Annotated in this window: 17 protein-coding genes; 10 read left to right on the plus strand and 7 right to left on the minus strand. The window is 66.1% G+C overall.

Annotated features, from left to right (window positions below; translation table 11 throughout):
• Window positions 1–443 precede the first annotated feature (443 nt).
• The gene (locus EYF70_RS04265; protein WP_174800386.1) at window positions 444–1,457 is read left to right on the plus strand and encodes an adenosine deaminase; all 1,014 of its coding nucleotides are present in this window, start codon (window positions 444–446) and stop codon (window positions 1,455–1,457) included.
• A gap of 89 nt (window positions 1,458–1,546) precedes the next feature.
• Window positions 1,547–4,078, plus strand: coding sequence for an ABC transporter permease (locus EYF70_RS04270; RefSeq protein WP_131144292.1), 2,532 nt, complete (start codon window positions 1,547–1,549; stop codon window positions 4,076–4,078).
• Between the two features lie 194 nt (window positions 4,079–4,272).
• On the opposite strand, the gene EYF70_RS04275 is transcribed toward EYF70_RS04270, so the two are convergent.
• Both EYF70_RS04275 and EYF70_RS04280 read right to left on the minus strand, forming a co-directional pair.
• Window positions 4,273–5,277, minus strand: a complete 1,005-nt coding sequence (locus tag EYF70_RS04275; RefSeq protein ID WP_131144293.1) for a response regulator — start codon at window positions 5,275–5,277, stop codon at window positions 4,273–4,275.
• Window positions 5,274–6,548 (minus strand): sensor histidine kinase, encoded by a 1,275-nt coding sequence (locus EYF70_RS04280; RefSeq protein WP_131144294.1) that lies wholly within the window; start codon window positions 6,546–6,548, stop codon window positions 5,274–5,276. Before EYF70_RS04280 ends, EYF70_RS04275 begins: the two co-directional genes overlap by 4 nt.
• A gap of 236 nt (window positions 6,549–6,784) precedes the next feature.
• Between EYF70_RS04280 and EYF70_RS04285 the strand changes: the two genes are divergently transcribed.
• The 3 genes from EYF70_RS04285 to EYF70_RS04295 all read left to right on the plus strand — a co-directional run bounded on the left by EYF70_RS04285 (window position 6,785) and on the right by EYF70_RS04295 (window position 10,502).
• Window positions 6,785–7,117 (plus strand): group II truncated hemoglobin, encoded by a 333-nt coding sequence (locus tag EYF70_RS04285; RefSeq protein WP_307722148.1) that lies wholly within the window; start codon window positions 6,785–6,787, stop codon window positions 7,115–7,117.
• Between the two features lie 46 nt (window positions 7,118–7,163).
• Window positions 7,164–8,423 (plus strand): DNA recombination protein RmuC, encoded by a 1,260-nt coding sequence (locus EYF70_RS04290; RefSeq protein WP_131144296.1) that lies wholly within the window; start codon window positions 7,164–7,166, stop codon window positions 8,421–8,423.
• Between the two features lie 519 nt (window positions 8,424–8,942).
• Window positions 8,943–10,502 (plus strand): acyl CoA:acetate/3-ketoacid CoA transferase, encoded by a 1,560-nt coding sequence (locus tag EYF70_RS04295; RefSeq protein WP_131144297.1) that lies wholly within the window; start codon window positions 8,943–8,945, stop codon window positions 10,500–10,502.
• Between the two features lie 24 nt (window positions 10,503–10,526).
• Here EYF70_RS04295 and moeA read toward each other — a convergent pair whose 3' ends face one another.
• From moeA to EYF70_RS04315, 4 genes are all read right to left on the minus strand, one after another.
• Window positions 10,527–12,401, minus strand: coding sequence for a molybdopterin molybdotransferase MoeA (gene moeA / locus EYF70_RS04300; protein ID WP_260117425.1), 1,875 nt, complete (start codon window positions 12,399–12,401; stop codon window positions 10,527–10,529).
• Between the two features lie 91 nt (window positions 12,402–12,492).
• Window positions 12,493–13,605, minus strand: a complete 1,113-nt coding sequence (gene moaA, locus EYF70_RS04305; protein ID WP_131144298.1) for a GTP 3',8-cyclase MoaA — start codon at window positions 13,603–13,605, stop codon at window positions 12,493–12,495.
• A gap of 56 nt (window positions 13,606–13,661) precedes the next feature.
• A complete protein-coding gene (gene chrA / locus EYF70_RS04310) occupies window positions 13,662–14,996 on the minus strand; it encodes a chromate efflux transporter (protein WP_131144299.1) in 1,335 nt (444 codons plus the stop codon).
• A 47-nt stretch (window positions 14,997–15,043) separates the two neighbouring features.
• Window positions 15,044–18,463, minus strand: coding sequence for an Rne/Rng family ribonuclease (locus tag EYF70_RS04315; RefSeq protein ID WP_131144300.1), 3,420 nt, complete (start codon window positions 18,461–18,463; stop codon window positions 15,044–15,046).
• A 591-nt stretch (window positions 18,464–19,054) separates the two neighbouring features.
• On the opposite strand from EYF70_RS04315, the gene rluC reads away from it, so the two are divergent.
• Genes rluC through EYF70_RS04335 form a run of 4 tightly spaced genes read left to right on the plus strand, consistent with a single transcriptional unit; the run spans window position 19,055 to window position 22,182 of the window.
• A complete protein-coding gene (gene rluC, locus EYF70_RS04320) occupies window positions 19,055–20,077 on the plus strand; it encodes a 23S rRNA pseudouridine(955/2504/2580) synthase RluC (RefSeq protein WP_131148888.1) in 1,023 nt (340 codons plus the stop codon).
• A 38-nt stretch (window positions 20,078–20,115) separates the two neighbouring features.
• The gene (locus EYF70_RS04325) at window positions 20,116–20,778 is read left to right on the plus strand and encodes an HAD-IIIA family hydrolase (RefSeq protein WP_131144301.1); all 663 of its coding nucleotides are present in this window, start codon (window positions 20,116–20,118) and stop codon (window positions 20,776–20,778) included.
• A 22-nt stretch (window positions 20,779–20,800) separates the two neighbouring features.
• Window positions 20,801–21,181 carry a Rieske (2Fe-2S) protein gene (locus EYF70_RS04330; protein ID WP_131144302.1) on the plus strand — a complete coding sequence of 127 codons (381 nt, stop codon included), beginning with the start codon at window positions 20,801–20,803 and terminating at the stop codon, window positions 21,179–21,181.
• On the plus strand, window positions 21,178–22,182 hold the full coding sequence (locus EYF70_RS04335; protein WP_131144303.1) for a S49 family peptidase: 1,005 nt from the start codon (window positions 21,178–21,180) through the stop codon (window positions 22,180–22,182). Before EYF70_RS04330 ends, EYF70_RS04335 begins: the two co-directional genes overlap by 4 nt.
• Before the next feature lie 351 nt (window positions 22,183–22,533).
• Here the strand turns inward: EYF70_RS04335 and EYF70_RS04340 are convergent, their stop codons facing one another.
• Window positions 22,534–22,779 (minus strand): hypothetical protein, encoded by a 246-nt coding sequence (locus EYF70_RS04340; protein ID WP_131144304.1) that lies wholly within the window; start codon window positions 22,777–22,779, stop codon window positions 22,534–22,536.
• A 183-nt stretch (window positions 22,780–22,962) separates the two neighbouring features.
• Here EYF70_RS04340 and EYF70_RS04345 point away from each other — a divergent pair, with 183 nt between their 5' ends.
• Window positions 22,963–23,676 carry a pseudouridine synthase gene (locus EYF70_RS04345; RefSeq protein ID WP_131144305.1) on the plus strand — a complete coding sequence of 238 codons (714 nt, stop codon included), beginning with the start codon at window positions 22,963–22,965 and terminating at the stop codon, window positions 23,674–23,676.
• Window positions 23,677–23,687: the final 11 nt, after the last annotated feature.

Raw genomic sequence — 23,687 nt, forward strand, 5'->3', positions numbered from 1 at the left:
ATCCTGGGTGATGCTCCTTGATTGTCATGAATACCGTCAGCTTCTGGCAGTGGCACGCGTTGCGCGTGCCGTGAGCTGAGTTTTTTATTCGCGGCGCTGTGGAGGAGTGCCGGCTTGCGTGTGTTTGCGCCGAAACGCATCTTACGATTGTGAAATTCGCTTGTGGAATCGATTATTGCGCTATTGGTGCCGGAAGTCAAAATATTATCCAACATCGTCAATCTCATCTGTAAAGCCCTGATTCACAAGGAAAAAACAAGGGAAAACACGCGCACGCTTGGGCCAATCCGGGGCGTTGTTGCCATTTCCTTCACGCTTGACATCACAGTAGCATGGTTGATCAAGCTGTGCTGAACACCACGTAAAACGTGCGGCAGGGCAGCGGCTGAAAAAACATTCGGTCTTGCGCTAAGATGCGCTTTATCAGCGAACAAAGGAACGTAATGAATACCCAAATCCGCCACATCGTGCAGAACATGCCGAAAGCCGAACTGCACATCCACATCGAAGGTTCGCTGGAACCGGAACTGATCTTCGCGCTCGCCCAGCGCAACGGCGTGCAGCTCGCCTATCCCTCCGTCGACGCCCTGCGCGCGGCCTACGCTTTCCAGGACCTGCAATCGTTCCTGGACATTTACTATGCCGGCGCCAGCGTGCTGCTCAAGGAGCAGGATTTCTACGACATGACCGCCGCCTACCTGGAGCGCGCCAAAGCCGACCATGTGCGCCATACGGAGATCTTCTTCGATCCGCAGACGCATACTTCGCGCGGCGTGCCGATCGGCGACGTGATCAACGGCATCCACCGCGCCTGCGCCGACAGCGAGGTGTCCGCCACGCTGATCCTGTGCTTCCTGCGCCACCTGTCCGAAGACGACGCGCTCGCCACGCTGGAGGCCGCGCTGCCGTACCGCGACAAGTTCATCGGCGTGGGCCTCGACTCTTCCGAGGTCGGCCATCCACCGGAAAAATTCACGCGCGTGTTCGCCCGCGCCCGCGAGCTGGGCCTGCACCTGGTGGCGCACGCCGGCGAGGAAGGTCCGCCGGAATACATCTGGTCGGCGCTGGACGTGCTGCACGTCGAACGCATCGACCACGGCGTGCGCTGCCTGGAAGACGCCGCGCTGACGCGCCGCCTGGCCGCCGAGAAGATGGCGCTGACCGTGTGCCCGCTGTCGAACATCAAGCTGCGCGTGTTCGACACGATGCAGGAACACAACCTGCTGACCCTGCTCGACGCCGGTCTGGTGGTCACGATCAATTCGGACGACCCGGCCTACTTCGGCGGCTACCTGAACGAGAACTTCCTGGCCGCGTTCGACTCGCTGCCGCTGGGGCTGCAGCATGCGCACGAACTGGCCAGGAACGGCTTTGCCGCATCGTTCCTGCCGGCCGAGCAGAAGCAGAAGTTCCTCGACGAGGTCGACGCGTATTTCTCGGCCTTCGACGTCGTTTGATGTAAAGATCCGATGTAAGGACTAGCAGCGGCATTCCACCCAGGGTTGCGTTCCTGGGTTAACCACGACCCCGGTTCACCTACCTGACCATGTTCCTCCAAGCCTTCCGCATGACCGCGCGCGACTGGCGCGCCGGCCAGCTGCGCTTCCTGCTGGTCGCACTGATCGTTGCCGTGGCCGCGCTGTCGTCGGCCGGCTTTTTCATCGACCGGCTGCGCGCCGGCCTGAATCGCGATGCCCACCAGCTGCTCGGCGCGGATCTCGTGATCGCCGGCGACCAGCAGCTGTCCACCGCCTGGCGCGAGGAAGCGGCGCGCCGCGGCCTCGTGCTGGCTGACACAGCCGTGTTCCCCAGCATGGCCCAGGCCGGCGAAGGCGAGGCCGTGCAGTCGGTGCTGGCCTCGCTGAAAGCCGTCAGCCCCGGCTATCCGCTGCGCGGCCGCGTCAAGGTGACGACCGATCCGGAGCAGGCCAACGAAAACATCGGCACGCCGGCGCCGGACATTCCCGCGCCCGGCACCGTGTGGGTCGACGTGGCCGTGCTGCGCGCCCTGAACGCGCGCATCGGCGACAGCATCCGGGTGGGCGATGCCACGTTCCGCGTCGCCCAGCTGGTCGCGACCGAGCCCGACCGGGGCACCGGTTTCGCCAATTTCGCCCCGCGCGTGATGCTGCGGCTCGACGAACTGCCCAGGACCAACCTGGTGCAAACCGGTTCGCGCATCACCTACCGCCTGCTGGCGGCGGGGCAGGGGGCGGACGGCCGCGCCGCCGTCAACGCCTACGCCGAATGGCTGCGCGGCGAGATCAATGCGGGGAAGGCACGCAATATCCGCATCGACACGCTGGAAGAGGGCCGTCCGGAAATGCGCGAGACACTGGAACGGGCCGACCGCTTCCTGTCGCTGGTCGGGCTGCTGTCGGCGATGCTGGCAGCCGTGGCGGTGGCCATGGCGGCACGCCGCTTCATGCTGCGCCACCTCGACGCCTGCGCGATGCTGCGCTGCCTGGGCCTGACCCAGAACCAGGTCACGGCGATCTACCTGATCGAATTCCTGCTGGTGGGCCTGGCCGGCAGCGTGATCGGCGTGCTGGTCGGCTTCGGCAGCCACTTCGTGCTGCTCGAACTGCTGGGCCGCCTGGTGCAGGCCGACCTGCCGCCGGTATCGGTCATGCCCGCCCTGCAGGGGCTGGCCACCGGCATGCTGCTGCTGGCCGGTTTCGCGCTGCCGCCGATCCTGCAGCTGCGCAACGTGCCGCACAACCGCGTGATCCGCCGCGAGCAGGCGCCGCCCCAGCCGATGGCGCTGGCCACCTACGGGCTCGGGCTGGCCGCGTTCGTCGTGCTGCTGCTGTGGCAGGCCGGCGACCTGAGGCTGGCGCTGTACACGGCGCTCGGCTTCGTGGGCGCGTTCGGCCTGTTCGCGCTGGCCGGCTACGGCGGCCTGGCGGCATTGAAGTCGCTGCGCACGTCGTTGAAGCACCCGGCATGGCGCTTCGCCGTCACGTCGCTGCAGCGGCGCCCCGGCGCCACGGTGGTGCAGGTGGTGTCGCTGGCACTGGGCCTGATGGCGCTGCTGGTGCTGACGATCGTGCGCGACGACCTGATGACCTCCTGGCGCAACGCCACGCCGCCGGATGCGCCGAACCATTTCGTCATCAACATCCAGCCGGACCAGAAGGATGAAATCGCCGCCCGGCTGCGCGCCGGCGGGGCGCTGGAAGCGCCGCTGTACCCGATGATCCGCGGGCGCCTGACGGCCGTCAACGGCAAGCTGGTCACGCCGGCCACCTATCCGGAAGGCCGGGCGCGCAACCTGGCGGAGCGCGAGTTCAACCTGTCGACGATGAGCGAACTGCCGTCGCAGAACAAGCTCACCGCCGGCACCTGGTTCGACGATGCGCCCGGCAGTGCCGAGGCATCGGTGGAGGAAGGGCTGGCGAAAACGCTGGGCCTGAAACTGGGCGACACGATGCGCTTCGATATCGCCGGTTCGCCCGTGGAAGCACGCATCACCAGCCTGCGCAAGCTGGAATGGGGCTCGATGCGGGTGAACTTCTTCGTCATCATCAACCCGCGCGCGATGGCCGAGACGCCGCAGACATGGATCACGTCGTTCCACCTGCCCAAGAAAGCGGCCGCGCTGGGCACGCAACTGTCGCGCGACTATCCGAACCTGACCGTGGTGGACGTGGGCGGCGTGCTGCGCCAGATCCAGTCCGTGCTGGACCAGGTGATCCAGGCGGTGGAATTCCTGTTCGCCTTCACGCTGGCTTCCGGCTTGCTGGTGCTGTATGCGGCGCTGATGGGGTCGCAGGATGAACGCACCCGCGAATCGGGCCTGCTGCGCGCGCTGGGCGCCACCCGGCGCCAGCTTTCGCGCGCGCAGATGATCGAATTCCTGCTGGTGGGCTCGCTGGCCGGGCTGCTGGCCGCGACCGGCGCCGCGGCGATGGGCTGGGGACTGGCGACCTACCAGTTCAAGTTCGACTGGGTCTTCAGCCCCGCCGCGTGGATGGCCGGGGTGGCCGTGGGGGCCGTGTGCGCCGCGGTGGGCGGCTGGCTGGGGCTGCGCAACGTGCTGCGGCAGCCGCCGTTGCAGACCCTGCGGGAAGCCTGAACGGGCAGGAGGCCGGGTGCCGGATAACCCGGGACTGGTGTCGGACTCTTTTTCCGGATGGGTTTACCGGAAAAGGTGTCGGACACCGGTGTTTGCCTGCCGCTGGCTAGCTCAGGGGAAAACCGGTGTCGCACACCATTTTCCGAAAGGCCGGAAAAATGGTGTGCGACACCAGTCACCGATGCCTTGATCCGTTACGCCGCCAGATACGCATCCGCCTGCCGCGCATTCAGGAACTGCTCGAACGGCGCCGGCGGCGCGGCCAGGTAATGCTCGGGAAAGTCGAACAGCGCCCAGTAGTACTTTTCACGGCCCATGCACACTTGCGGCGTGCGGCAGTGGCGGTGCCATTCGTCGCCCGCCTCGGTGGAATACATGCCGTCGCCCGGCGGAAAGAACGGCAGCACGCGCCGTTCGGACAGCGCCAGCAGCAGCGAATGGGGCGCATCGTTGTCGCGCGCCACTTCGTACTGCGCGCACATGCCCTGTTCCGTTTCGATCACCATCAGCTTGGCGCGGCCGTAGCGGTCGAAGAACAGGATGCCGGCCGGGCCCGGATACAGGTAGTGTTCGACGAAGCCATTGCGGCGGTATTGTTCCTGCACCACCGCGGCCATCGCCTGGCAGCGCAGGAAGCTGTAGTCGTGCAGGGCCAGCATGTCCGCCAGCGTTTGCGCGTAGTCGATGAAGAAGGCGCGCTGCATGGCGCCGATTTCCGCTTCCAGCCGGTCGAGCGCGTCGTCGTCGCTTTTCTTGATGTAGCGGTCGATCAGGCCGCGGTTGAACGCATCCACCGCGATCTTCTCGTCCGCCGCGCCGGTAAACAGGATTTTCTTGGTCGGCAGGTGCCGCAGCGCGTCGCAGAATTCCACGCCGTTCATTTGCGGCATCGAGTAATCGACCACCAGCACGGAAGGAATCGTGAAGCGCAGCGGCTGTTCGCACACGCGGTGGATGCGGCGCATGTCGACCGCCACGTTGGGCTGGTCGGGCGACTGGTTCAGGCTGTCGAAATCCACGTGCAGCGGCAAGTCTTCGCGGCGCGTGCTCCGCGCGAACCAGTCCAGCGCCACCGCCGTATCGTGGAAGGTCTTGCTGGGCAATAGCGGGTCGAGCTGGAACGACAGGCTTTTCAGGAACGAATCGCTGTCGTCCACCAGCACCACCGTGGTCGGATGGGAAAGGATCGGAAGTCTCATGAGTCACCTGATGGCGGGGTGCTGCGCTGAACCGGAAACTCCAGCACAAAGATCGAGTAGGCATGTTCGCGCGATACGCAGCGGATTTCGGCATTCCACGCGCGCATGATCTGCCGGCACAGGGCCAGGCCGATGCCGGTGCCGTTGTGCGCGGGGTAGGCATAGAAACGCTGGAAGATCAGCGGCAGGCGGCGCGCCGCGATGCCGCAGGCGGTATCGATGAACAGCAGCCTGGGCGATCTGCGGTTGCCGTCGACGACGATGCGCACGCGGCCCTTGCCGGCCCGGTGGATTGCCTTGAGGGCGTTGCGCAGCAGGTTGAGAAGGATGACCACCGTCAGCTCGTGCTGGCCGGCAAAGCGGAAATTGCCGCGCACTTCCACCGTGACCGCCTCGCTCTGTTCCGGGCTGGTAAACGGATAGCGGCGCAGCACGGCCTGCACCGCATCGGCCATCGACACCGTTTCGAACGGTTCGTGGCGGCGCCGCACCGCGTTGGCCGACAGCAGGAACAGGTCGATCAGGTGGTTCATGTGGCGCACTTCGTACTGCACGCGGCCCAGCGCATGGCGCAGGTCGTCCGGCTGGCCGGCCGGCAGCGCCTGCAGCATGCGCGTCAGCCCCCGCACATTGGCTTCCATGGCGGCCAGCGGGGTGCGCATCTCGTGCGCCACGGCACCCAGCCCCTCGCCCAGGCCGGCCATTTTTTCCTGCTCCAGCGCCACCCGCGAAAAGCGGGCCAGGCTCAGCAGCAGAACGATCATGGCGTGCACCGGCAACTGTTCCAGCACGCCGTGCGACAGCAGCACCTCGCCCTTGCCCTGCCATGCCACGCCCAGGCATGCCAATGCGATGCCGCCGGCGTAGCAGCGCAGCGCCAGTGCGGTGGGAAAGTGGAACAGTCCGACGATCATCACCGTCAGGCACTGCGTCCAGGCGCTGGAAGCGCTGTTCATCATGAACATGTAGGAACCGAAGAACGGCAGCACGAAGGTGAGCGCTACCGGCACATACAGTTCGCACCAGCGGGTACGGTAGCGCGCGGCCGCGATGCCGGCGGCGCCCACCAGGGTGCCCAGCAGCCGGAGCGCGGGGCTTTCGTACGGCTGCGGGAAAACCCACGTGAACACCACGAAGTAGAGGGGGTGGAGGATGACGCTGAGCCAGCCCAGCACAAACGCCTGGATGGCCGCGCGTTCGCCGCCGCGGTGGCGCCGCGCCAGCCGGCCGATGAAACCGCCGGCCGCGCGTTCGATTGCATCGTGATGCATGGCTGTGTGATGGCTCAGGACAAGCAACCATCTTCCTACCAAACCCAGCCATGTTGAGCGGTATCGCATGCCGAATTGATTTGGATCAATCAGCTCACGCGCAGTGCGCTATCATTACCACCATGACTGAATCACGCAACGAATTTACCGACGCATCTACTGGCTTGCCGACCGACTCGCCTGCCGAGTCGCGTACCTTGTACGAGGTCATCGGCGGCGCCGAAAAGCTCCGCGAGATGGTCGACCGCTTCTACGACCTGATGGAGCTGGAACCGGAATTCGCCGGTATCCGGGCCATGCATCCGCCCGCCACCGATGGCTCGCGGGACAAGCTGTACTGGTTCCTCACCGGGTGGATGGGCGGCCCGGACCTGTACCAGGAACAGTTCGGCCACCCGCGGCTGCGCGCCCGGCACCTGCCGTTCGCGGTCGGCAGCAGCGAGCGCGACCAGTGGCTGCGCGCCATGGCGTGGGCGATGGAAGACGTGGGCATTGCCGAGGACCTGCGCCTGCGGCTGATGCAATCGTTCTACCAGACGGCCGACTGGATGCGCAACAAGGCCGACTGAAGCAGCCAGGCTGGCTTCGGCCACATCACTTCCGCGAACGGAATCCATGGAAATCTACGCATTGCTGGCGCTCGCCATCGCCATCCTCGCGTTGCAGGTCGTGCTCCTGCTGCGAGGCAATCGCCACCAGGGCGGCGACCTCGGCGAACGGCTGGAACGGGTCGAGCGCGAGGTGCGCATGCAGCTGCAGGCCACCGCCCAGGCGCAGCGGCAGGAAATGAGCCACACGCTGGCCCAGGCCCATGCGGCCACCGTCCAGCAGCTGGACGGCATGCGCCGCCAGATCGAGGTATTGACCGAATCGAATGCGCGCCGCATGGCGGAAGTGCGCGCAACGCTGGAAACGCGCATTCGCGACCTGCAGGCCGACAACGGCGCGCGGCTGGAGGAAATGCGCCAGACCGTCGATGAAAAGCTGCACGCCACGCTGGAATCGCGGCTCACCGAATCGTTCAGGCAAGTCTCCGACCGGCTCGAGCGGGTACACCAGGGCCTGGGCGAAATGCAGCAGCTGGCGCTGGGCGTGGGCGACCTGAAACGCGTGCTCACCAATGTGAAGACACGCGGCACGTGGGGCGAGGTGCAGCTGGAAATGCTGCTCGAACAGGTGCTGACGCTGGACCAGTATGCCAAGAATGTCGAAACCGTGGCCGGTACCAATGCGCGCGTGGAATTCGCGCTGAAGCTGCCGGGCCAGAAGGACGGCGGCGCGCCCGTGTGGATGCCGATCGACGCCAAGTTCCCGAAGGAGCAGTACGAACGCCTGCTGGAAGCGGCCGAGCGGGCCGATGCGGATGGCGTGGCGCTGGCCGGCCGCGAACTGGAACGGGCGGTGCGCACCGAAGCGAAAACCATCGCCGACAAGTACGTGTGCCCGCCGCAGACCACCGATTTCGCCATCCTGTTCCTGCCCACCGAGGGCCTGTACGCGGAAGTGATGCGGCGCCCCGGCCTGGCGGACGAGCTGCAGCGCGTGAACCGCGTCAGCATCGCCGGACCGTCCACGCTGACCGCGCTGCTGAACAGCCTGCAGATGGGCTTCCGCACCCTGGCCCTGGAAAAACGCTCCTCCGAAGTGTGGCAGGTGCTGGGCGCGGTGAAGACGGAATTCGGCAAGTTCGGCGACGTGCTGGCCGCGACCAAAACCACGCTGGAACGGGCCGCGAAGAACATCGAATCGGCCGAAGTGCGCAGCCGGCAGATGGCCAGGAAGCTGAAATCCGTCGAAGCCCTGCCGGCCGAGGCGGCGGAACTGCTGCTGGGCGGGCAACAGGACCTGGCCGCGGGCGGCGAACTGCCCGACTGACCACGCGCCGCCAGGCTGCGCGTGTGGATGCCGCCTGATCCCCAGCCAGGCGAGCGACGTTATAACCGATCGCGGCACCGGTCATATTGATGCCGGCTAACAGGCATGCCGGGAAAACCCTGCTGCATCTGTGGCGTTTCATTGCATACTTCGTATAAGTCCGGCGGGCACGGCATGACGGGGATTGCCCGCGCGACTGGTTCGAACGGCTGCATTCAAGGCTTGTAATGACCGGCGCGACCTCGATGCCGCTTGGATAAGCCCAACCCCAAGTGCAAATGCCGGGGTCAGACCCGCCGGGGTGAAGCAGGGGTTTCGCGAAGCATGCTTCGCGCCTGCGGAACGATGCTGGCATGCATGCCAGCATTCCTTCCTGACCCCAGCCCTTCGCCGCTGGGGTGAATGCATGCACTTTCAATGCCTCGGGTAACGCTTAACCAAGCAGCATTACAGGCCGACGTGATTCCGGCAACTGTTTCGCGACACTGTTTCGACAACTCAAGCAGGAGGGAGCAGCGCATGCGCAGCAAGATCGTCAGTGCCCAGGAAGCGGTTGGCAGGATCCGCGATGGCGCCACCGTGGCCACCGGCGGTTTCGTCGGCGTGGGCTTCGCGGAAAATGTCGCCGTCGCCCTGGAACGGCGCTTCACTTCCCAGGGCAGTCCCCGCGACCTGACGCTGCTGTATGCGGCGGGCCAGGGCGATGGCGGCGAGCGCGGCCTGAACCACTTCGGCCACGAAGGCCTGGTCAGGCGCGTGATCGGCGGCCACTGGGCCCTGGTGCCGAAGCTGCAGCACCTCGCCATCGACAACCGCATCGAAGCGTACAACCTGCCGCAGGGCGTGATCAGCCAGCTGTTCCGCGACACGGCGGCCGGCAAGCCGGGGCTGCTGACACACGTGGGGCTGGGTACCTTCGTCGATCCGCGCCACGGTGGCGGCAAGATCAACAGCCGCACGGTCGACGACTTGGTCGAGCTGACCACCATCGGCGGCCGCGAGTGGCTGTTCTACAAGGCGATCCCCGTGGACGTGGCGATCATCCGCGGGACCACGGCCGATGCCGCGGGCAACGTGACGATGGAACGTGAAGCGCTCACGCTGGAAGCGCTGGCGATCGCCATGGCCGCGCACAACAGCGGCGGCATCGTCATCGTGCAGGTGGAGCGGCTGGCCGCCACCGGCACGCTGCCACCGCGGCAGGTGCGCATTCCCGGCATCCTCGTCGATTGCGTGGTCGTTGCCGAAAAACCGGAGTACCACATGCAGACGTTCGGCACGCCGTACGATGCCGCCTTTGCCGGCGAATTGCGGGTGCCGCTCGACAGCTACGCGCCGATGCCGCTGACGGCGCGCAAGGTGATCGCCCGGCGCGCGCTGCTGGAGCTGGCCGACGGCGACATCGTCAACCTGGGCATCGGCATGCCGGAAGGCGTGGCGGCGGTGGCGGCCGAGGAAGGCATGCTGGAGCGCTTTACGCTGACCGCCGAACCGGGCGTGATCGGCGGCATGCCCGCCGGCGGCCTCGACTTCGGCGCCACCGTCAATGCAGACGCCGTCATCGACCAGCCCTACCAGTTCGACTTCTACGATGGCGGCGGCCTCGACGTGGCGGTCCTCGGCCTGGCCCAGGCCGACCGGCAGGGCAACCTGAACGTCAGCAAGTTCGGCCGCAAGCTGGCCGGCGCCGGCGGCTTCATCAACATCAGCCAGAGTGCCCGCAAGGTGGTCTTCGTCGGCACGTTCACCGCCGGTGCGCATGAAGTGGCGATCGGCGACGGCGGCCTGCGCATCGTGCGCGAAGGCGCCTCCCGCAAGTTCGTGCACGAGGTCGAGCACCGCACCTACAGCGGCGCGGTGGCCCTGGAGCGGGGGCAGGAAGCGCTGTTCGTCACCGAGCGGTGCGTGTTCCGGCTCACGCCGCAGGGGCTGGAACTCATCGAGGTCGCGTCCGGCATCGATATCGAGCGCGATATCCTGGCGCGGATGGACTTCGTGCCGCGCATCGCGGCGAACGTGAAGCCGATGGATGCGCGGCTGTTTGGAGAAGGGCCGATGGGGAGCGGGAGCGCTCCCTGAACCGTTCCGTGGCTGGCGCCGCCGTTACACCAGCCCCTCGAACATCAGCACTTCCACCAGGTCACCGGCCGCCACGTTGCCGCATTCATCCGGCAGCACGACAATGCAGTTGGCTACCGTCATCGAGCGCAGGATGCCGGAGCCCTGGGCGCCGGTGATCCGCACTTCGCGGCTACCGTCGGGAGCGATCGACAGCACGCCGCGCTGGAATTCGGTGCGCCCCTGGCGCTTGCGGATCGGTTCGGCGCAGCGCGCCTGCACCAGCAGGTCGGCCGGCGCGTCGGCGCCCATCATCCGCAGCAGGGCGGGGCGGGCGAAGAAGTAGAACGACACCATCACGGCCACCGGATTGCCGGGCAGGCCGAACAGGAACGCTTCGTGGCCCTCGGCGCCGATGCGGCCGAACGCCATCGGCCGGCCGGGGCGCATGCCGATGGTCCAGAACGCCACTTCGCCCAGGCGCGCCATGATGTCGCGCGTGTAGTCGGCGGCACCGGCCGAGACGCCGCCGGAGGTGACGACCGCATCCGCGCTCTGGCAGGCATCGCGCAGCGCCGCCTCCAGCGCGGCCGGATCGTCCTTCACGATGCCCATGTCGACCAGCTCGCAGCCCAGGCGCGTGAGCATGCCGAACAGCGTATAGCGGTTGCTGTCGTACACGCAGCCCTGCGCCAGCGGTTCGCCCACCGAGCGCAGTTCGTCGCCGGTGGAGAAGAATGCCACGCGCAGCCGGCGCCGCACCGGCACCTCGGCAATGCCGAGCGAGGCGATCAGGCCGAGCTCCGCCGGGCGCACGATCTTGCCGGCCGCCAGCGCCGGGCGGCCCGCCATCAGGTCCTCGCCGCGCAGGCGGCGGTTGTCGCCGGGGCGCACGCTGCGCGGCGCGATCGTCAGGCAGTCGTCCTCGACGCCCGCGGCATGCTCCTGCGGCAATACCGTGTCGCATCCGGCCGGCATCACCGCGCCCGTCATGATGCGCAGGCACTGGCCGGGGCCCGGCTGCAGCCCGGAAGGGCGGCCGGCGAAGTCCGTACCGATCACCTTCAGCCGGGTCGGATGGTCCGCCGACAGCTGGGCACCGTCGAAGGCAAAGCCGTCCATCGCGGAATTGTCGTGCGCGGGCACGCTGATCGGCGAAATCACGTCCTCGGCCAGCACACGGCCCAGCGCGGCGCGCAGCGCCACCTTTTCCACCCCGCGCACGGGGCGCACGAACCGTTCGATGACGTGCCGCGCCTGCCGGACCGGCATCGCGCCGGGATCGAGATCGCCGGTGAGGTCGGCCAGCCGATGCACGCGGTCTTCGGCCAGCAGTTCCTCGCGCGTGTTGATGTTGCGGAACGCTGCGGCGTCCGTAAACAGCACTTCGGCCACCTTCAGGCCGTCATGCCAGCCATCCATCTTGCGGCCGCCGCGTGCCAGGTAGGCGTCGAGCCGGGGCAGCACGTCCGTCTTCATCAGGGAAAATACCGGGTGCGGCTGCTTGCGGGCCGCGCCGCTGTCGTCCGCTTCCATGGTCACGGCGAGCGCCAGGTCGGCATCCTGGGCCAGCAAGGCATCCCGCAGCCGTTGCACCAGGTTGTCCGGCAAGAACGGCGAATCGCAGGGCACCGTGGCCAGCAGTGGCGTGGCGCAGCGGCGCAGGCCCGCCTGCAGGCCGGCCAGCGGGCCCGCGAAGCCGCCCAGTTCGTCGGCCAGCACCGGCGCGCCCAGCGATGCATACGCCTCGTGGCTGCGGTTGGCGCTGATCGTCAGCGCCGTCACTTGCGGTGCGAAGCGCTGCAGCACGTGCGCCACCAGCGTGGCTCCCCGGAACGGCTGCAGGCCCTTGTCCACGTTGCCCATGCGGCTGCCGCGGCCACCCGCGAAGATCAGGCCGCTGACGTCGTTGTCGCTCAATTGTTTCCCCTGTGAATAGTCAACGCACACTCATGCACGGCGCGTCCGATCGCCGCGGCGTTCGGCCGCCGTGCATGCCTTCACCCCAAGTTTATCCGCCGATGTAGGACATCTCGACCTTGCGCGCGCCGCTGCCCGACAGCCCGTCCGTATTGATGGTGCGCAGCTCCGAATAGCGGTCGCCGCGCGCCTGCCACAGCGCGCCGACGGCGGCCGCCAGTTCTTCGTCGCTGTGGCCGCCGCGCAGCAGCGCGCGCAAGTCGTGGCCCTGGGTGGCGAACAGGCAGGTGTACAGCTTGCCCTCGGTGGACAGGCGCGCCCGCGTGCAGTCGCGGCAAAATGCCTGCGTGACGCTGGAAATCACGCCGATCTCGCCGCCGCCATCGGCATAGCGCCAGCGCGCCGCCGTTTCGCCGGTGTAGTTCGGGTCGACCTGCACCAGCGGCAATTCGGCGCCGACGCGGCGCACGATCTCGGCGGAGGGAATCACATCGTTCATGTTCCAGCCGTTGGAGGCGCCCACGTCCATGAATTCGATGAACCGCAGGATGTGCGGCGTGCCATGGAAATGCCGCGCCATCGGCAGGATTTCCTGCTCGTTGGTCCCGGCCTTGACCACCATGTTGACCTTGATCGGGCCGAGCCCCGCCTCATGGGCCGCCTCGATGCCTTCCAGCACGTCGGAGACGGCGAAATCCACGTCGTTCATCGCGCGGAACGTGGCATCGTCCATCGCATCCAGCGACACGGTGACACGCTGCAGGCCCGCTTCCTTCAAGGCTTTCGCCTTGCGGGCCAGCAGCGAGCCGTTGGTGGTCAGCGTCAGGTCGAGCGGCTTGCCGTCGACGGTGCGCAGCGCGGCCAGCATCTCGATCAGGCGCTCGATGTTCTTGCGCAGCAGCGGCTCGCCGCCCGTCAGCCGGATCTTTTCCACGCCATGGGCCACGAACTGGCGCGCCACGCGCGTGATTTCCTCGAAGGTCAGCAGCGAGGAATGCGGCAGGTACTGGTAATCCTTGTCGAAGACTTCCTTCGGCATGCAGTACACGCAGCGGAAGTTGCAGCGGTCCGTGATCGAGATGCGCAGGTCGCGCAGCGGCCGCGCCAGGCGGTCGCGCACTTCACCGGTGGGCGCTTCGATGGCGGAGGGAATCGCCGGCGGCCGGCTGCGGCCGTCGGCGAGGATGATGATTTTTTCGGTCATTGACAAACTACAGTGAGCAATCGGGTAACTTTATTGAGCAACCAGGTTGGGCAACATTAACCAGGATTCAATAAACCATTGATTCCATTGGCGTAATGTAGCACGAGGCCAGCCATCGCACAGGCCGCGAGCAGCTTTACGGGGCCGGTTTGCCAGCGCAGCAACGCCCACGCGGCCACCGTGGCGATCGCGATCGCCGCCCAGTCCGGGCGGGCGCCGGCCAGGAAGACTTGTTCGCCGAAGAACACGGCCAGGCTGGCGATCACGCCGACCACGGCCGCCGAGATCGCCGTCAGCGGCGCCGTCATGCGGATATTGCCGCGCGTGGCCTCCACCAGCGGGCCGCCGGCCAGGATGAAGATGAACGACGGCACGAACGTGAACCATGCGGCCACCACCGCCCCGGCCACGCCGGAGGCTGTCGGACCGCCCAGCACCTGGTGGGTCCAGCCGCCCACGAAGCCCACGAAGGCATTCACCATGATCAGCGGGCCGGGCGTGGTTTCGCCCAGCGCCAGGCCGTCGATCATCTGGGCCGGCGTCAGCCAGCCATGTGTTTCCACGCCGCCCTGGTAGACATAGGGCAGCACCGCATAGGCGCCGCCGAAGGTCAGCAGCGCCGCCTTGGTGAAGAACCAGCCCATCTGCGCGAGCGGATTGTACAGGCCGGTGGCGGACGCCACCGCGAGCCAGCTGCCGCCCATGAGGGCGACGCCGGCTGCGGACGTGGCCAGCAACTTGCGCCAGCCGAAGCGGGCATGGGGCGGTGTCGGCGTGTCGTCGTCGATCACGGCGGGGCCATGGCTGGCCGCCGCCTTGCCATGGCCGGGCATGCCGGGGGCGAACGCCGCCGGCCGCAGCCGCCCGCCCAGCCAGCCAAGCATGGCGGCGACCAGCACCACGGCGGGGAAGGGCACGCCCAGCATGATGGCGGCGAAGGCCGCGCAGGCGAGGGCGGCCAGCAGGCCGTTCTTCAGCGTGCGCCGGCCGATGCGCCAGGTGGCGGCCAGCACCAGCGCCACGACGGCCGGCTTGATACCGTACAGCACCGCGGCAATCGCCGGCACGTCGCCGAAGGCCAGGTAGATCCAGGAAAGTCCGATCAGGATCAGCAGCGATGGCAGCACGAACAGCGTGCCGGCCAGGATGCCGCCGCGCGCCCGGTGCAGCAGCCAGCCGATGTAGACGGCCAGCTGGGTTGCTTCCGGCCCCGGCAGCAGCATGCAGTAATTCAGCGCATGCAGGAAGCGCTGCTCGGAAATCCAGCGGCGCCGCTCGACAAGCTCGGCATGCATCAGGGCGATCTGCCCGGCCGGTCCGCCAAAGCTGATGAAGCCCAGCTTCAGCCAGTAGCGCAGCGCGGTGGACAGGGAGGGCGATGGTGGCGTCATGGGCAAAAAAAAGGGAAGCCGGAGCTTCCCTTTTCAGTCGTTGGCGATCAGCGTCGGGTATCCACCTGCACCAGCGGCTCTTCCACCACCACCGGCGCCGGCTTGCGCGTGCGGCCCACCCGCACCGGCGCTGCTTCGTGTGCCGCCGCTTCCTGGGCGGCACGCAGCTTGGCCGGGTCCGTCGCGGCCATTTGCAGGCCGGCGGCTGCCAGGATCGTTTGCAGGTCCGCCGGCGCCGCTGCAACCGCGGCAGGAGCGGGAGCCGGGGCAGGAGCCGGAGCCGGAGCAGGAGCAGGGGCCGGAGCCGGAGCCGGAGCAGGCGCTTGCGCGGCCAGCAGCTCGGCTGCCGTGGTGACCGGCACCGGTTGCGTTGCCACGTCCTCGGCGGCGACCGCCTCGGCAGTGCCGATCTCGGCGGCAGCCGGGATCACCACGGCGGCTTCCACCACCGGCGTCACGTCGACGGCGGCAGGCGCGGTCGTGGCTGGCGGCAGCGGCTCGGCCGCCGGGGCGTCGACAACTTCCGCTTCGGCCGGCTCGGCTGCTACCGGGGCGGCCGCAGGTTCCGCTGCTTCTGCTGGTACTGCGGCGGCTTGCGCTGCCACGGGCAGCGGTTCGGCGGCGGGTGCCTGCACGACTTCCGCTTCGGCCGGCTCGATGGCCACCGGCGCGGCAGGCGCTTGCACAGCAGCCACGGGCAGCGGCTCGGCAACCGGTGCCTGCACGATTTCCGCTTCGGCCGGCTCGATGGCCACCGGCGTGGTGTCGGCCGGCTTCGTTTCCGTCACTTCCGCGCTGACGGGCGCCTCGGCAGCCGGAGCCACCTGCTGCACCGGTTCCACGGCGGCTGGCGTGTGCTCGACCGCCTCGATCGCGGCGACGGCGGCGGCCACCGGCTCGACCTGGGCAACTGCCGCCGGCGTTTCGGCCGGCGCCAAGGCTGCTTCGCGGGTAGCGACCTGCACCTGCTCGGTCACCACGGATTCGGTGGCAGCCTTGATGGTGTCGCCTTCCGCGGCGGCGCCGGCAAACTCGTCGGCGGACTCGATGCCTTCGCCTTCGGCGCCTTCACGTTCGCGGCGGTTACGGTTGCGACCGCCACGGCGGCGGCGGCGGCGCGGCTCGTCGCCGCCTTCGCCGTCCAGTTCCTCGCCTTCCGGTCCCGCGTTGCCGGTGGATTTCACCAGGCTCGGCGCGTCGGCGGACGGCGCAGCGGCAGGCGCGATGGCCGGCACGCCGACACTGGCGCCCGTGCCGGTACCGACCGGACCCACGCCCGTTGCGGCCAGCGCCAGTTCATCGGCCTTGGCTTCGGCTGGCTGGGCTTTCGTTTCGCGCGCTTCACGCAATTCGCGCGGTTCACGCGGCGGACGGGCTTCGCGCGGTTCACGCGGCTCGCGCTGCGGGCGTTCGGCACGGTCCGGGCGTTCGCCACGCTCGGCGCGTGGCGTCACGGCAGCTGCCACGACACCTTCGGCTTCCACCTTGTCGACACCCTTGTCGGCAAACTTGTCCAGCTTTTCACGCGGTTCGCGTGGCGGGCGCGGCGGACGGGCCGGGCGCGCTTCCGTCGCCGGCTTGCCGGCCTCGTCGCGGGCACCCGGTTCGCGGTCTTTCGGACCACGCGGGCCACGGGCACGCTGGCCGCGGCCGTTCTTGTCGGCACGCTCGGCCGGCACGGCGGCGGGCTTCGTCACGATGGCCGGGGCAGCCGGCGGTGCCGGTTCCTCGGTCTTGCCGGTGAAGAAGGAAACCAGCTTGGCAAAGAAGCCTTTTTCGGCCGGGGCCGGTACTGCCACCGGCGGCGGAGCGACCGGCTGCACCGGTACCGGGGCAGGCGTACGGTCGACGATCGGGGCCGGCTGGCTTGGCGTGATGGTCTTCACCACGGCTTCCTGGCGCGGCTTCTGCTCTTCCTTCTGGCGCTTGGCGAAGCCCATGTCGGTCTCCGCCTGCTCGGCCATGGTGTAGCTGGCGGCCGATTCTTCCAGGCGCGGATCGTCGTGCTTGATGCGCTCGAGCTTGTAGTGCGGCGTATCGAGGTGCTTGTTCGGCACCAGGATCACGGTGATGCGGTGGCGGTTCTCGATCTTCAGCACTTCGCCGCGCTTTTCATTGAGCAGGAAGGCGGCCACGTCGACCGGCACCTGCACGTGGATGGCGGCGCTGTTTTCCTTCATCGCCTCTTCCTGGATGATGCGCAGCACCTGCAGGGCGGAGGATTCGGTATCGCGGATGTGACCGGTGCCGGAGCAGCGCGGGCACGTCACGTGCGAGCCTTCGGACAGCGAAGGGCGCAGGCGCTGGCGCGACAGTTCCATCAGGCCAAAGCGGGAAATCTTGCCCATCTGAACGCGCGCACGGTCGTGGTGCAGCGCATCCTTCAGGCGCTGTTCCACTTCACGCTGGTTCTTCGCCACTTCCATGTCGATGAAGTCGATCACGATCAGGCCGCCCAGGTCGCGCAGGCGCAACTGGCGGGCCACTTCCTCGGCCGCTTCGCAGTTGGTATGGAAGGCCGTGGTCTCGATGTCGGAACCGCGCGTGGCGCGGGCCGAGTTGACGTCCACGGACACCAGGGCTTCGGTGTGGTCGATCACGATGGCGCCGCCGGATGGCAGCGGTACTGTGCGGCTGTAGGCCGTTTCGATCTGGTGTTCGATCTGGAAGCGCGAGAACAGCGGCACGTCGTCGCTGTAGCGCTTGACGCGATGCACCATGTCGGGCATCACGTGGCTCATGAACTGGTGGGCCTGTTCGTAGATCTCGTCCGTATCGATCAGGATCTCGCCGATGTCGGGCTGGTAGTAATCGCGGATGGCGCGAATCACGAGCGACGATTCCTGGTAGATCAGGAAGGCGCCGGAAGCCGATTTCGACGCGCCTTCGATCGCGCGCCACAGCTGCATCAGGTAATTCAGGTCCCACTGCAGTTCATCGACGTTTCGGCCGATGCCGGCGGTGCGGGCGATCACGGACATGCCTTGTGGCAAGTCCAGCTTGTCCATCGTTTCGCGCAGTTCCTGGCGCTCCTCGCCCTCGACGCGGCGCGACACGCCGCCGCCGCGCGGGTTGTTCGGCATCAGCACCAGGTAGCGGCCGGCCAGCGAGATGAACGACGTCAGGGCGGCGCCCTTGTTGCCGCGCTCTTCCTTCTCCACCTGGACAACGATTTCCTGGCCTTCGCGCAGCGCATCCTTGATGGTGGCGTTGCGCACGTCGATACCTTCGCGGAAATAGCTGCGTGCCACTTCCTTGAACGGGAGGAAACCGTGGCGGTCTTCACCATAGCTGACGAAGCAGGCTTCCAGCGACGGCTCGATGCGGGTGATCACGCCTTTGTAGATATTGGACTTGCGTTGCTCGCGTCCGGCGGTTTCGATGTCGATGTCGATCAGTTTCTGACCATCGACAATGGCTACGCGCAGCTCTTCCTGCTGCGTAGCGTTGAACAACATGCGTTTCATTTTTTATTTGACTCCGCGACCCTTCGGCCAAATGCGCCGCCCAGGTTCCAGGAACGCGAGCGGCAATCGTACGAGGATATACGCGGAATTAAGGAGGCTGCGGGGAAATGCCTCGTCGTGCGGCAGCGCGCAGGCGCAGCTGCCACAGTGGGCGCATGAAGCTGATCGTCATGCCGAGTTCGCACCACCTGCAACTCATCCTGTCCAGCCCCATGAGGTGGGCCGCGGAGAATGCGGGCGTGCGCAATTGGTCGAGCCTGGCATCTTGTGTGGTGCCGGGCGAAAACGGCAAGCGTTATCAGCTTCATCAACCGGCAAGCAACGACTCTGGGCTTGCTTGCCGGAGTTATCCAAACGATCCAGCCAATCTAATTCCAACATCCGTTCACCCAACCCGATGACAACATTGGTTGCCACCCTGATCCGTGCCCGTATGTGCGTATACGTTTATTTCCGCTGAATGCGCAATTAAGCGAGGCCAGCGGATGCGCCCCTGTGTAAAATCGTGGTTTTCTTCTTACACACAGCAACAGCAGGGCAAACACTTAGTTAAGTGCTGCATTGCCACGGCGAATTGATTATATATTCAAAATGAAGGACTTAGAGAGATTTTCTGGGAAGACAACCCAAAAGCCCCGCCAAAGCGAGGCCCAGTCTTCCCCCCAGACAGTCCTGCCACAAGCACAATTCGTGACGATCGGCGAAGAAGAGGCCGGACAGCGTATCGATAACTACTTGTTGCGTATTTGCAAAGGCGTACCGAAGAGCCACGTCTACCGCATCCTGCGCTCCGGTGAAGTGCGTGTGAACAAGGGCAGGATCGACCAGTTGTACCGCCTGGTGGCGGGCGACGTGGTGCGCATTCCACCCGTGCGTATCGCGGAGAAGCCGGACAATGCCGCGCCCGCCGCGGAATTTCCCGTCATTTACGAAGATGCGCACCTGCTCGTCATCGACAAGCCGGCCGGCGTGGCGGTGCATGGCGGCTCCGGCGTCTCGTTCGGCGTGATCGAGCAGCTGCGCGCCTCCCGGCCGGATGCGAAATTCCTGGAACTGGTGCACCGGCTGGACCGTGAAACGTCCGGCCTGCTGCTGCTGGCGAAAAAGCGTTCGGCGCTGACCAGCCTGCACGAGCAGATGCGCGACGGCGAAACGGACAAGCGTTACCTGGCGCTGGCCACCGGCGACTGGAAAAACAAGCGCCAGCACGTCAAGGCGCCGCTGCACAAATACACCACCGGCGATGGCGAGCGCCGCGTGGCCGTGATGGAAACGGGCATGCCGTCGCACACGGTGTTTTCGCTGCTGAGGAAATACCGCGAATTCGCGCTGCTCGAGGCGGAACTGAAAACCGGGCGCACGCACCAGATCCGCGTGCACCTGCAATCGACGGGTTTCCCGATCGCCGGCGACGACAAATACGGCGACTTCGCCTTGAACAAGGCGCTGCAAAAACGCGCGGTGCCGCTCAAGCGCATGTTCCTGCACGCGCACCAGATCACGTTCCGCCATCCCGAGAGCGGGAAAATCATGACCTTGAACGCGCCGCTCGCCCCCGAATGCGAAAAATTCTTGGTAAGCTTGGGCCAACCTGATAACTCTGCTCTGCAATAAAGCGGGCAACAAGAATGGAGCCGGCCTCGCCGGAGCACATGGCAAGAAAGCAATTTGACCTGATCGTCTTCGACTGGGATGGCACGCTGATGGACAGCACGGCCACCATCGTGAAAAGCATCCAGTCCGCGGCCAGGGACCTGGGCCTGCCGATTCCTTCGCGGGAGGCGGCATCCCACGTGATCGGCCTGGGCCTGTCGGAAGCCATGCAGAAAGTGCTGGGTCCGGAGGTAGACTCGAAGTACTACCCGCGCATGGTCGAACGCTACCGTTACCACTACCTGACCAAGGACCATGAACTGACGCTGTTCGACGGCGTGCCGGAATTGCTCACCGAACTGTCGCAGCAGGGCTATTTCCTGGCCGTGGCCACCGGCAAGAGCCGCGTGGGCCTGAACCGCGCGCTGAACGCGGCAAAGCTGCTGACCACGTTCCACGCCACGCGCTGCGCCGATGAAACGTTTTCCAAGCCGCACCCGGCCATGCTGCAGGAATTGACCCGTGAACTGGGCCAGGACATGCGCCGCACCGTGATGATCGGCGACACCTCGCACGACCTGATGATGGCGCAGAACGCCGGGGCGGCCGGCATCGCCGTCGAGTATGGCGCCCACCCGGTCGATCAGCTGACCGCCTGCCGCCCGGTCTTTTCGGCGAAGAACGTGCCGGAATTGCACCAGTGGCTGAACGCCAACGCCTGATGGGCATCCACCGGAACGCAGCCTGGCCGTGAACACCGACATCCTGATCTGCGCCGCCGACGCCGTGCTCGACAACGGTAAGGGCGTGCGCTTTCCCGTACTGGCCGGCGGCCAGCCGGCCACGGGCTTCGTGATCCGGCATGGCGGCAAGGCTTATGCCTACCTGAACCGGTGCGCCCACGTGCCGATCGAGCTGGACTGGAACGAAGGCGATTTCTTTGAATCCAGCGGCTTGTACCTGATGTGCTCCACGCACGGCGCCGTGTATATTCCCAGCAGCGGCCAGTGCGCCGGAGGTCCGTGCCGCGGCGGCCGCCTGCGGCCGGTGGCGCTGGCCGAGCGCGATGGCAACCTGTATTGGCAACCGGACGATTACATCCGTCCCCCGACGACCCCGACATGAGCAACGACACTCCAGATACGCCTGGCGCCCTGCCGCCAGATCCTGCCCGTTCGGACACACCGCCCATCAAGTGGGAACGCGAGGTGCTGGAAAAGCTCGTGTTCGCCACCATCAAGGAACAGCGCGCCAATCGCCGCTGGAGCATCTTCTACAAGGTGGCGCTGCTGCTGCTCGTCTTCTTTGCGATCGCCAGCTACTTCGAGGTCAATGTATTCGGCGGCGAAGGCGACGTCGGCCGGCACACGGCGCTGATCGAGATCGAGGGCGATATCGAAGCGCAGGGCAGCGGCGCGGCAGCGGTCGTGATCCCCGCGCTCAACAAGGCGTTTTCGGACGACGGCTCGGTTGCCGTGGTCCTGCACATCAACAGCCCCGGCGGCAGCCCCGTGCAGGCCGGCATGATCGTCGACGAAATCCGCCGCCTGCGCGAGGGCTATCCGGAGAAGCCGCTGTACGTGGTGGTCGATGAAATCTGCGCCTCGGGCGGCTACTACATCGCGTCCGCCGCCGACAGGATCTACGTGAACAAGGCCAGCATCATCGGCTCGATCGGCGTGTTGATGGATGGCTTCGGCTTCACCGGTACCATGGAAAAGCTGGGCATCGAGCGGCGCCTGCTCACGGCCGGCGCCAACAAGGGGTTCATGGATCCGTTCAGCCCGCAGTCGGACAAGCAGAAACAGCACGCCCAGGCGATGCTGAACGAAATCCACCAGCAATTCATCGAAACCGTGCGCGCCGGCCGCGGCAAGCGCCTGCAGGAAACGCCCGAGACCTTCTCCGGTTCGTTCTGGACCGGCGCGCGCGCCATCGACATGGGCCTGGTGGACGAGCTGGGCAGCGTGGACAGCGTGGCGCGCGACGTCGTCAAGGCTGAAGACATCATCGACTACACGCAACATGAAGGCTTGCCGGAGCGCGTGCTGAAGAAATTCGGTGCGGCGGTGGGCAGTGGCGCGGTGAAGGCCGCGGTCGCCGCCGGCGTGCCGGTCATCAAGTAAGCTCGTTAATGAAACCAGTTTTCACATGATGGCGATCGCGGGCTTGAAAACGACTGCAGATAGGTTATAGTAGTCCTGTAGTTATTGAACGGAGGGCGCAATCTTAAAAGCACTCAACATTCGATCGCGCGGTTGTCATCCGTATCGCGTCGCGTAGTGAACTATCGATCGCATCAGCGAATTGAGAGAATTAAATTCCTCACTGGTCCCTTTCCGGGGGCTGGAAAACAGCGGCCTTGTGCCGCTGTTTTCGCTTAGATCAGAACATCGTTGCGAACATCGTCGCAGGCCTCATCGCCAGCCTCATCGCCCGTGCCGGGCAATCCCGGCATGAATGCCCGCGCCATCTGTTCATCGCCGGCTGTGATCGTTCCCTTGGCCGCCGGCGGCCGCCGGCCGCCGCACCGCCGCGATCTCGCTCTGGAAGCCGCCTTCGCGCAGCCAGTCGTGCAAGCCTTGCGTGGTGGCCGCGAACCAGCGATGCTGCGGCATCAATGCCTGTTCGGCGCCCGTGCGGCAACGCGTGATCAACAGTTCGGTGGCGAACCGTCCGGCGGCGTCGCGGGCGAGGTCGGAGCGGCATTCAACAGTGATCATTACGGCCTCCTGGAAATCGATCGTATCGGGATCTCGGATACTTTCTTAACAATAGGGTAGGAAGAAAGGCTGCTGTTCAGCAAATTCCTACATGCGTTTCAGTGTATCAACGGCGACGGTGTACAACTTGACATTCCTCAACGGCAAAGCGATTGTCCCTTGCAATCCGGTAGAATGCTTCCCATGAGCAAATTATCGCTGGATCGCATCCTCCAATCCCAGGGTTTCGGCACCCGTAAATACTGCCGCGCGCTGATCGAAGACGGCGAAGTGGCCGTCAACGGCGCCATCGTCGACAACTACAAGACCGCCATTGAAACGGATGGGCTCGTGCTGACCGTCTTCGAGGAAGAATGGCGTTACCGCGAGCATGTGTATATCGCGCTGTACAAGCCGGCCGGCTACGAATGCTCGCGCAAGCCCAGCCACCATCCCGGCGTGCTGACCTTGCTGCCCGAACAATTCACCTGGCGCGAAGTGCAGCCGGTGGGCCGCCTCGACCATGACACCACGGGGCTGCTGCTGATCTCCGACGACGGCCCGTTCATCCACGCCCAATCGTCGCCAAAACGCCATGTGCCGAAGGTGTACCAGGCCACGACCGCCGAGCCGGTGACGGATGCGCTGGTCGCGCAGATGCTGTCCGGCGTGCAGCTGCATGACGAACCGGCGCCGCTGGCCGCCCAGGTGTGCGAACCGAAAGGCGAGAACCAGCTGGAAATCGTGCTGGAGCAGGGTAAGTACCACCAGGTCAAACGCATGCTGGCCGCCGCGGGCAACCATTGCAGCGCGCTGCACCGGTCGGCCATCGGCGGCTTGCAGCTGGCCGACCTGGGCTTGAAAGAGGGGGAGTGGTGTTACCTGGAGGCGGAGCAGCTGGGGTTGCTGGCGGGCTGAGCGGCCAGCTC

Source organism: Pseudoduganella albidiflava, assembly GCF_004322755.1.
Classification (GTDB): domain Bacteria; phylum Pseudomonadota; class Gammaproteobacteria; order Burkholderiales; family Burkholderiaceae_D; genus Rugamonas; species Rugamonas albidiflava.

Excerpts from the sequence above, each read along its gene's own strand:
- EYF70_RS04265 (WP_174800386.1), top strand. The coding sequence starts at position 444 with ATGAATACCCAAATCCGCCACATCGTGCAGAACATGCCGAAAGCCGAA.
- EYF70_RS04270 (WP_131144292.1), top strand. The coding sequence starts at position 1,547 with ATGTTCCTCCAAGCCTTCCGCATGACCGCGCGCGACTGGCGCGCCGGC.
- EYF70_RS04275 (WP_131144293.1), bottom strand. The coding sequence starts at position 5,277 with ATGAGACTTCCGATCCTTTCCCATCCGACCACGGTGGTGCTGGTGGAC.
- EYF70_RS04280 (WP_131144294.1), bottom strand. The coding sequence starts at position 6,548 with ATGCATCACGATGCAATCGAACGCGCGGCCGGCGGTTTCATCGGCCGG.
- EYF70_RS04285 (WP_307722148.1), top strand. The coding sequence starts at position 6,785 with ATGGTCGACCGCTTCTACGACCTGATGGAGCTGGAACCGGAATTCGCC.
- EYF70_RS04290 (WP_131144296.1), top strand. The coding sequence starts at position 7,164 with ATGGAAATCTACGCATTGCTGGCGCTCGCCATCGCCATCCTCGCGTTG.
- EYF70_RS04295 (WP_131144297.1), top strand. The coding sequence starts at position 8,943 with ATGCGCAGCAAGATCGTCAGTGCCCAGGAAGCGGTTGGCAGGATCCGC.
- moaA (WP_131144298.1), bottom strand. The coding sequence starts at position 13,605 with ATGACCGAAAAAATCATCATCCTCGCCGACGGCCGCAGCCGGCCGCCG.
- chrA (WP_131144299.1), bottom strand. The coding sequence starts at position 14,996 with ATGACGCCACCATCGCCCTCCCTGTCCACCGCGCTGCGCTACTGGCTG.
- EYF70_RS04315 (WP_131144300.1), bottom strand. The coding sequence starts at position 18,463 with ATGAAACGCATGTTGTTCAACGCTACGCAGCAGGAAGAGCTGCGCGTA.
- rluC (WP_131148888.1), top strand. The coding sequence starts at position 19,055 with ATGAAGGACTTAGAGAGATTTTCTGGGAAGACAACCCAAAAGCCCCGC.
- EYF70_RS04325 (WP_131144301.1), top strand. The coding sequence starts at position 20,116 with ATGGCAAGAAAGCAATTTGACCTGATCGTCTTCGACTGGGATGGCACG.
- EYF70_RS04335 (WP_131144303.1), top strand. The coding sequence starts at position 21,178 with ATGAGCAACGACACTCCAGATACGCCTGGCGCCCTGCCGCCAGATCCT.
- EYF70_RS04340 (WP_131144304.1), bottom strand. The coding sequence starts at position 22,779 with ATGATCACTGTTGAATGCCGCTCCGACCTCGCCCGCGACGCCGCCGGA.
- EYF70_RS04345 (WP_131144305.1), top strand. The coding sequence starts at position 22,963 with ATGAGCAAATTATCGCTGGATCGCATCCTCCAATCCCAGGGTTTCGGC.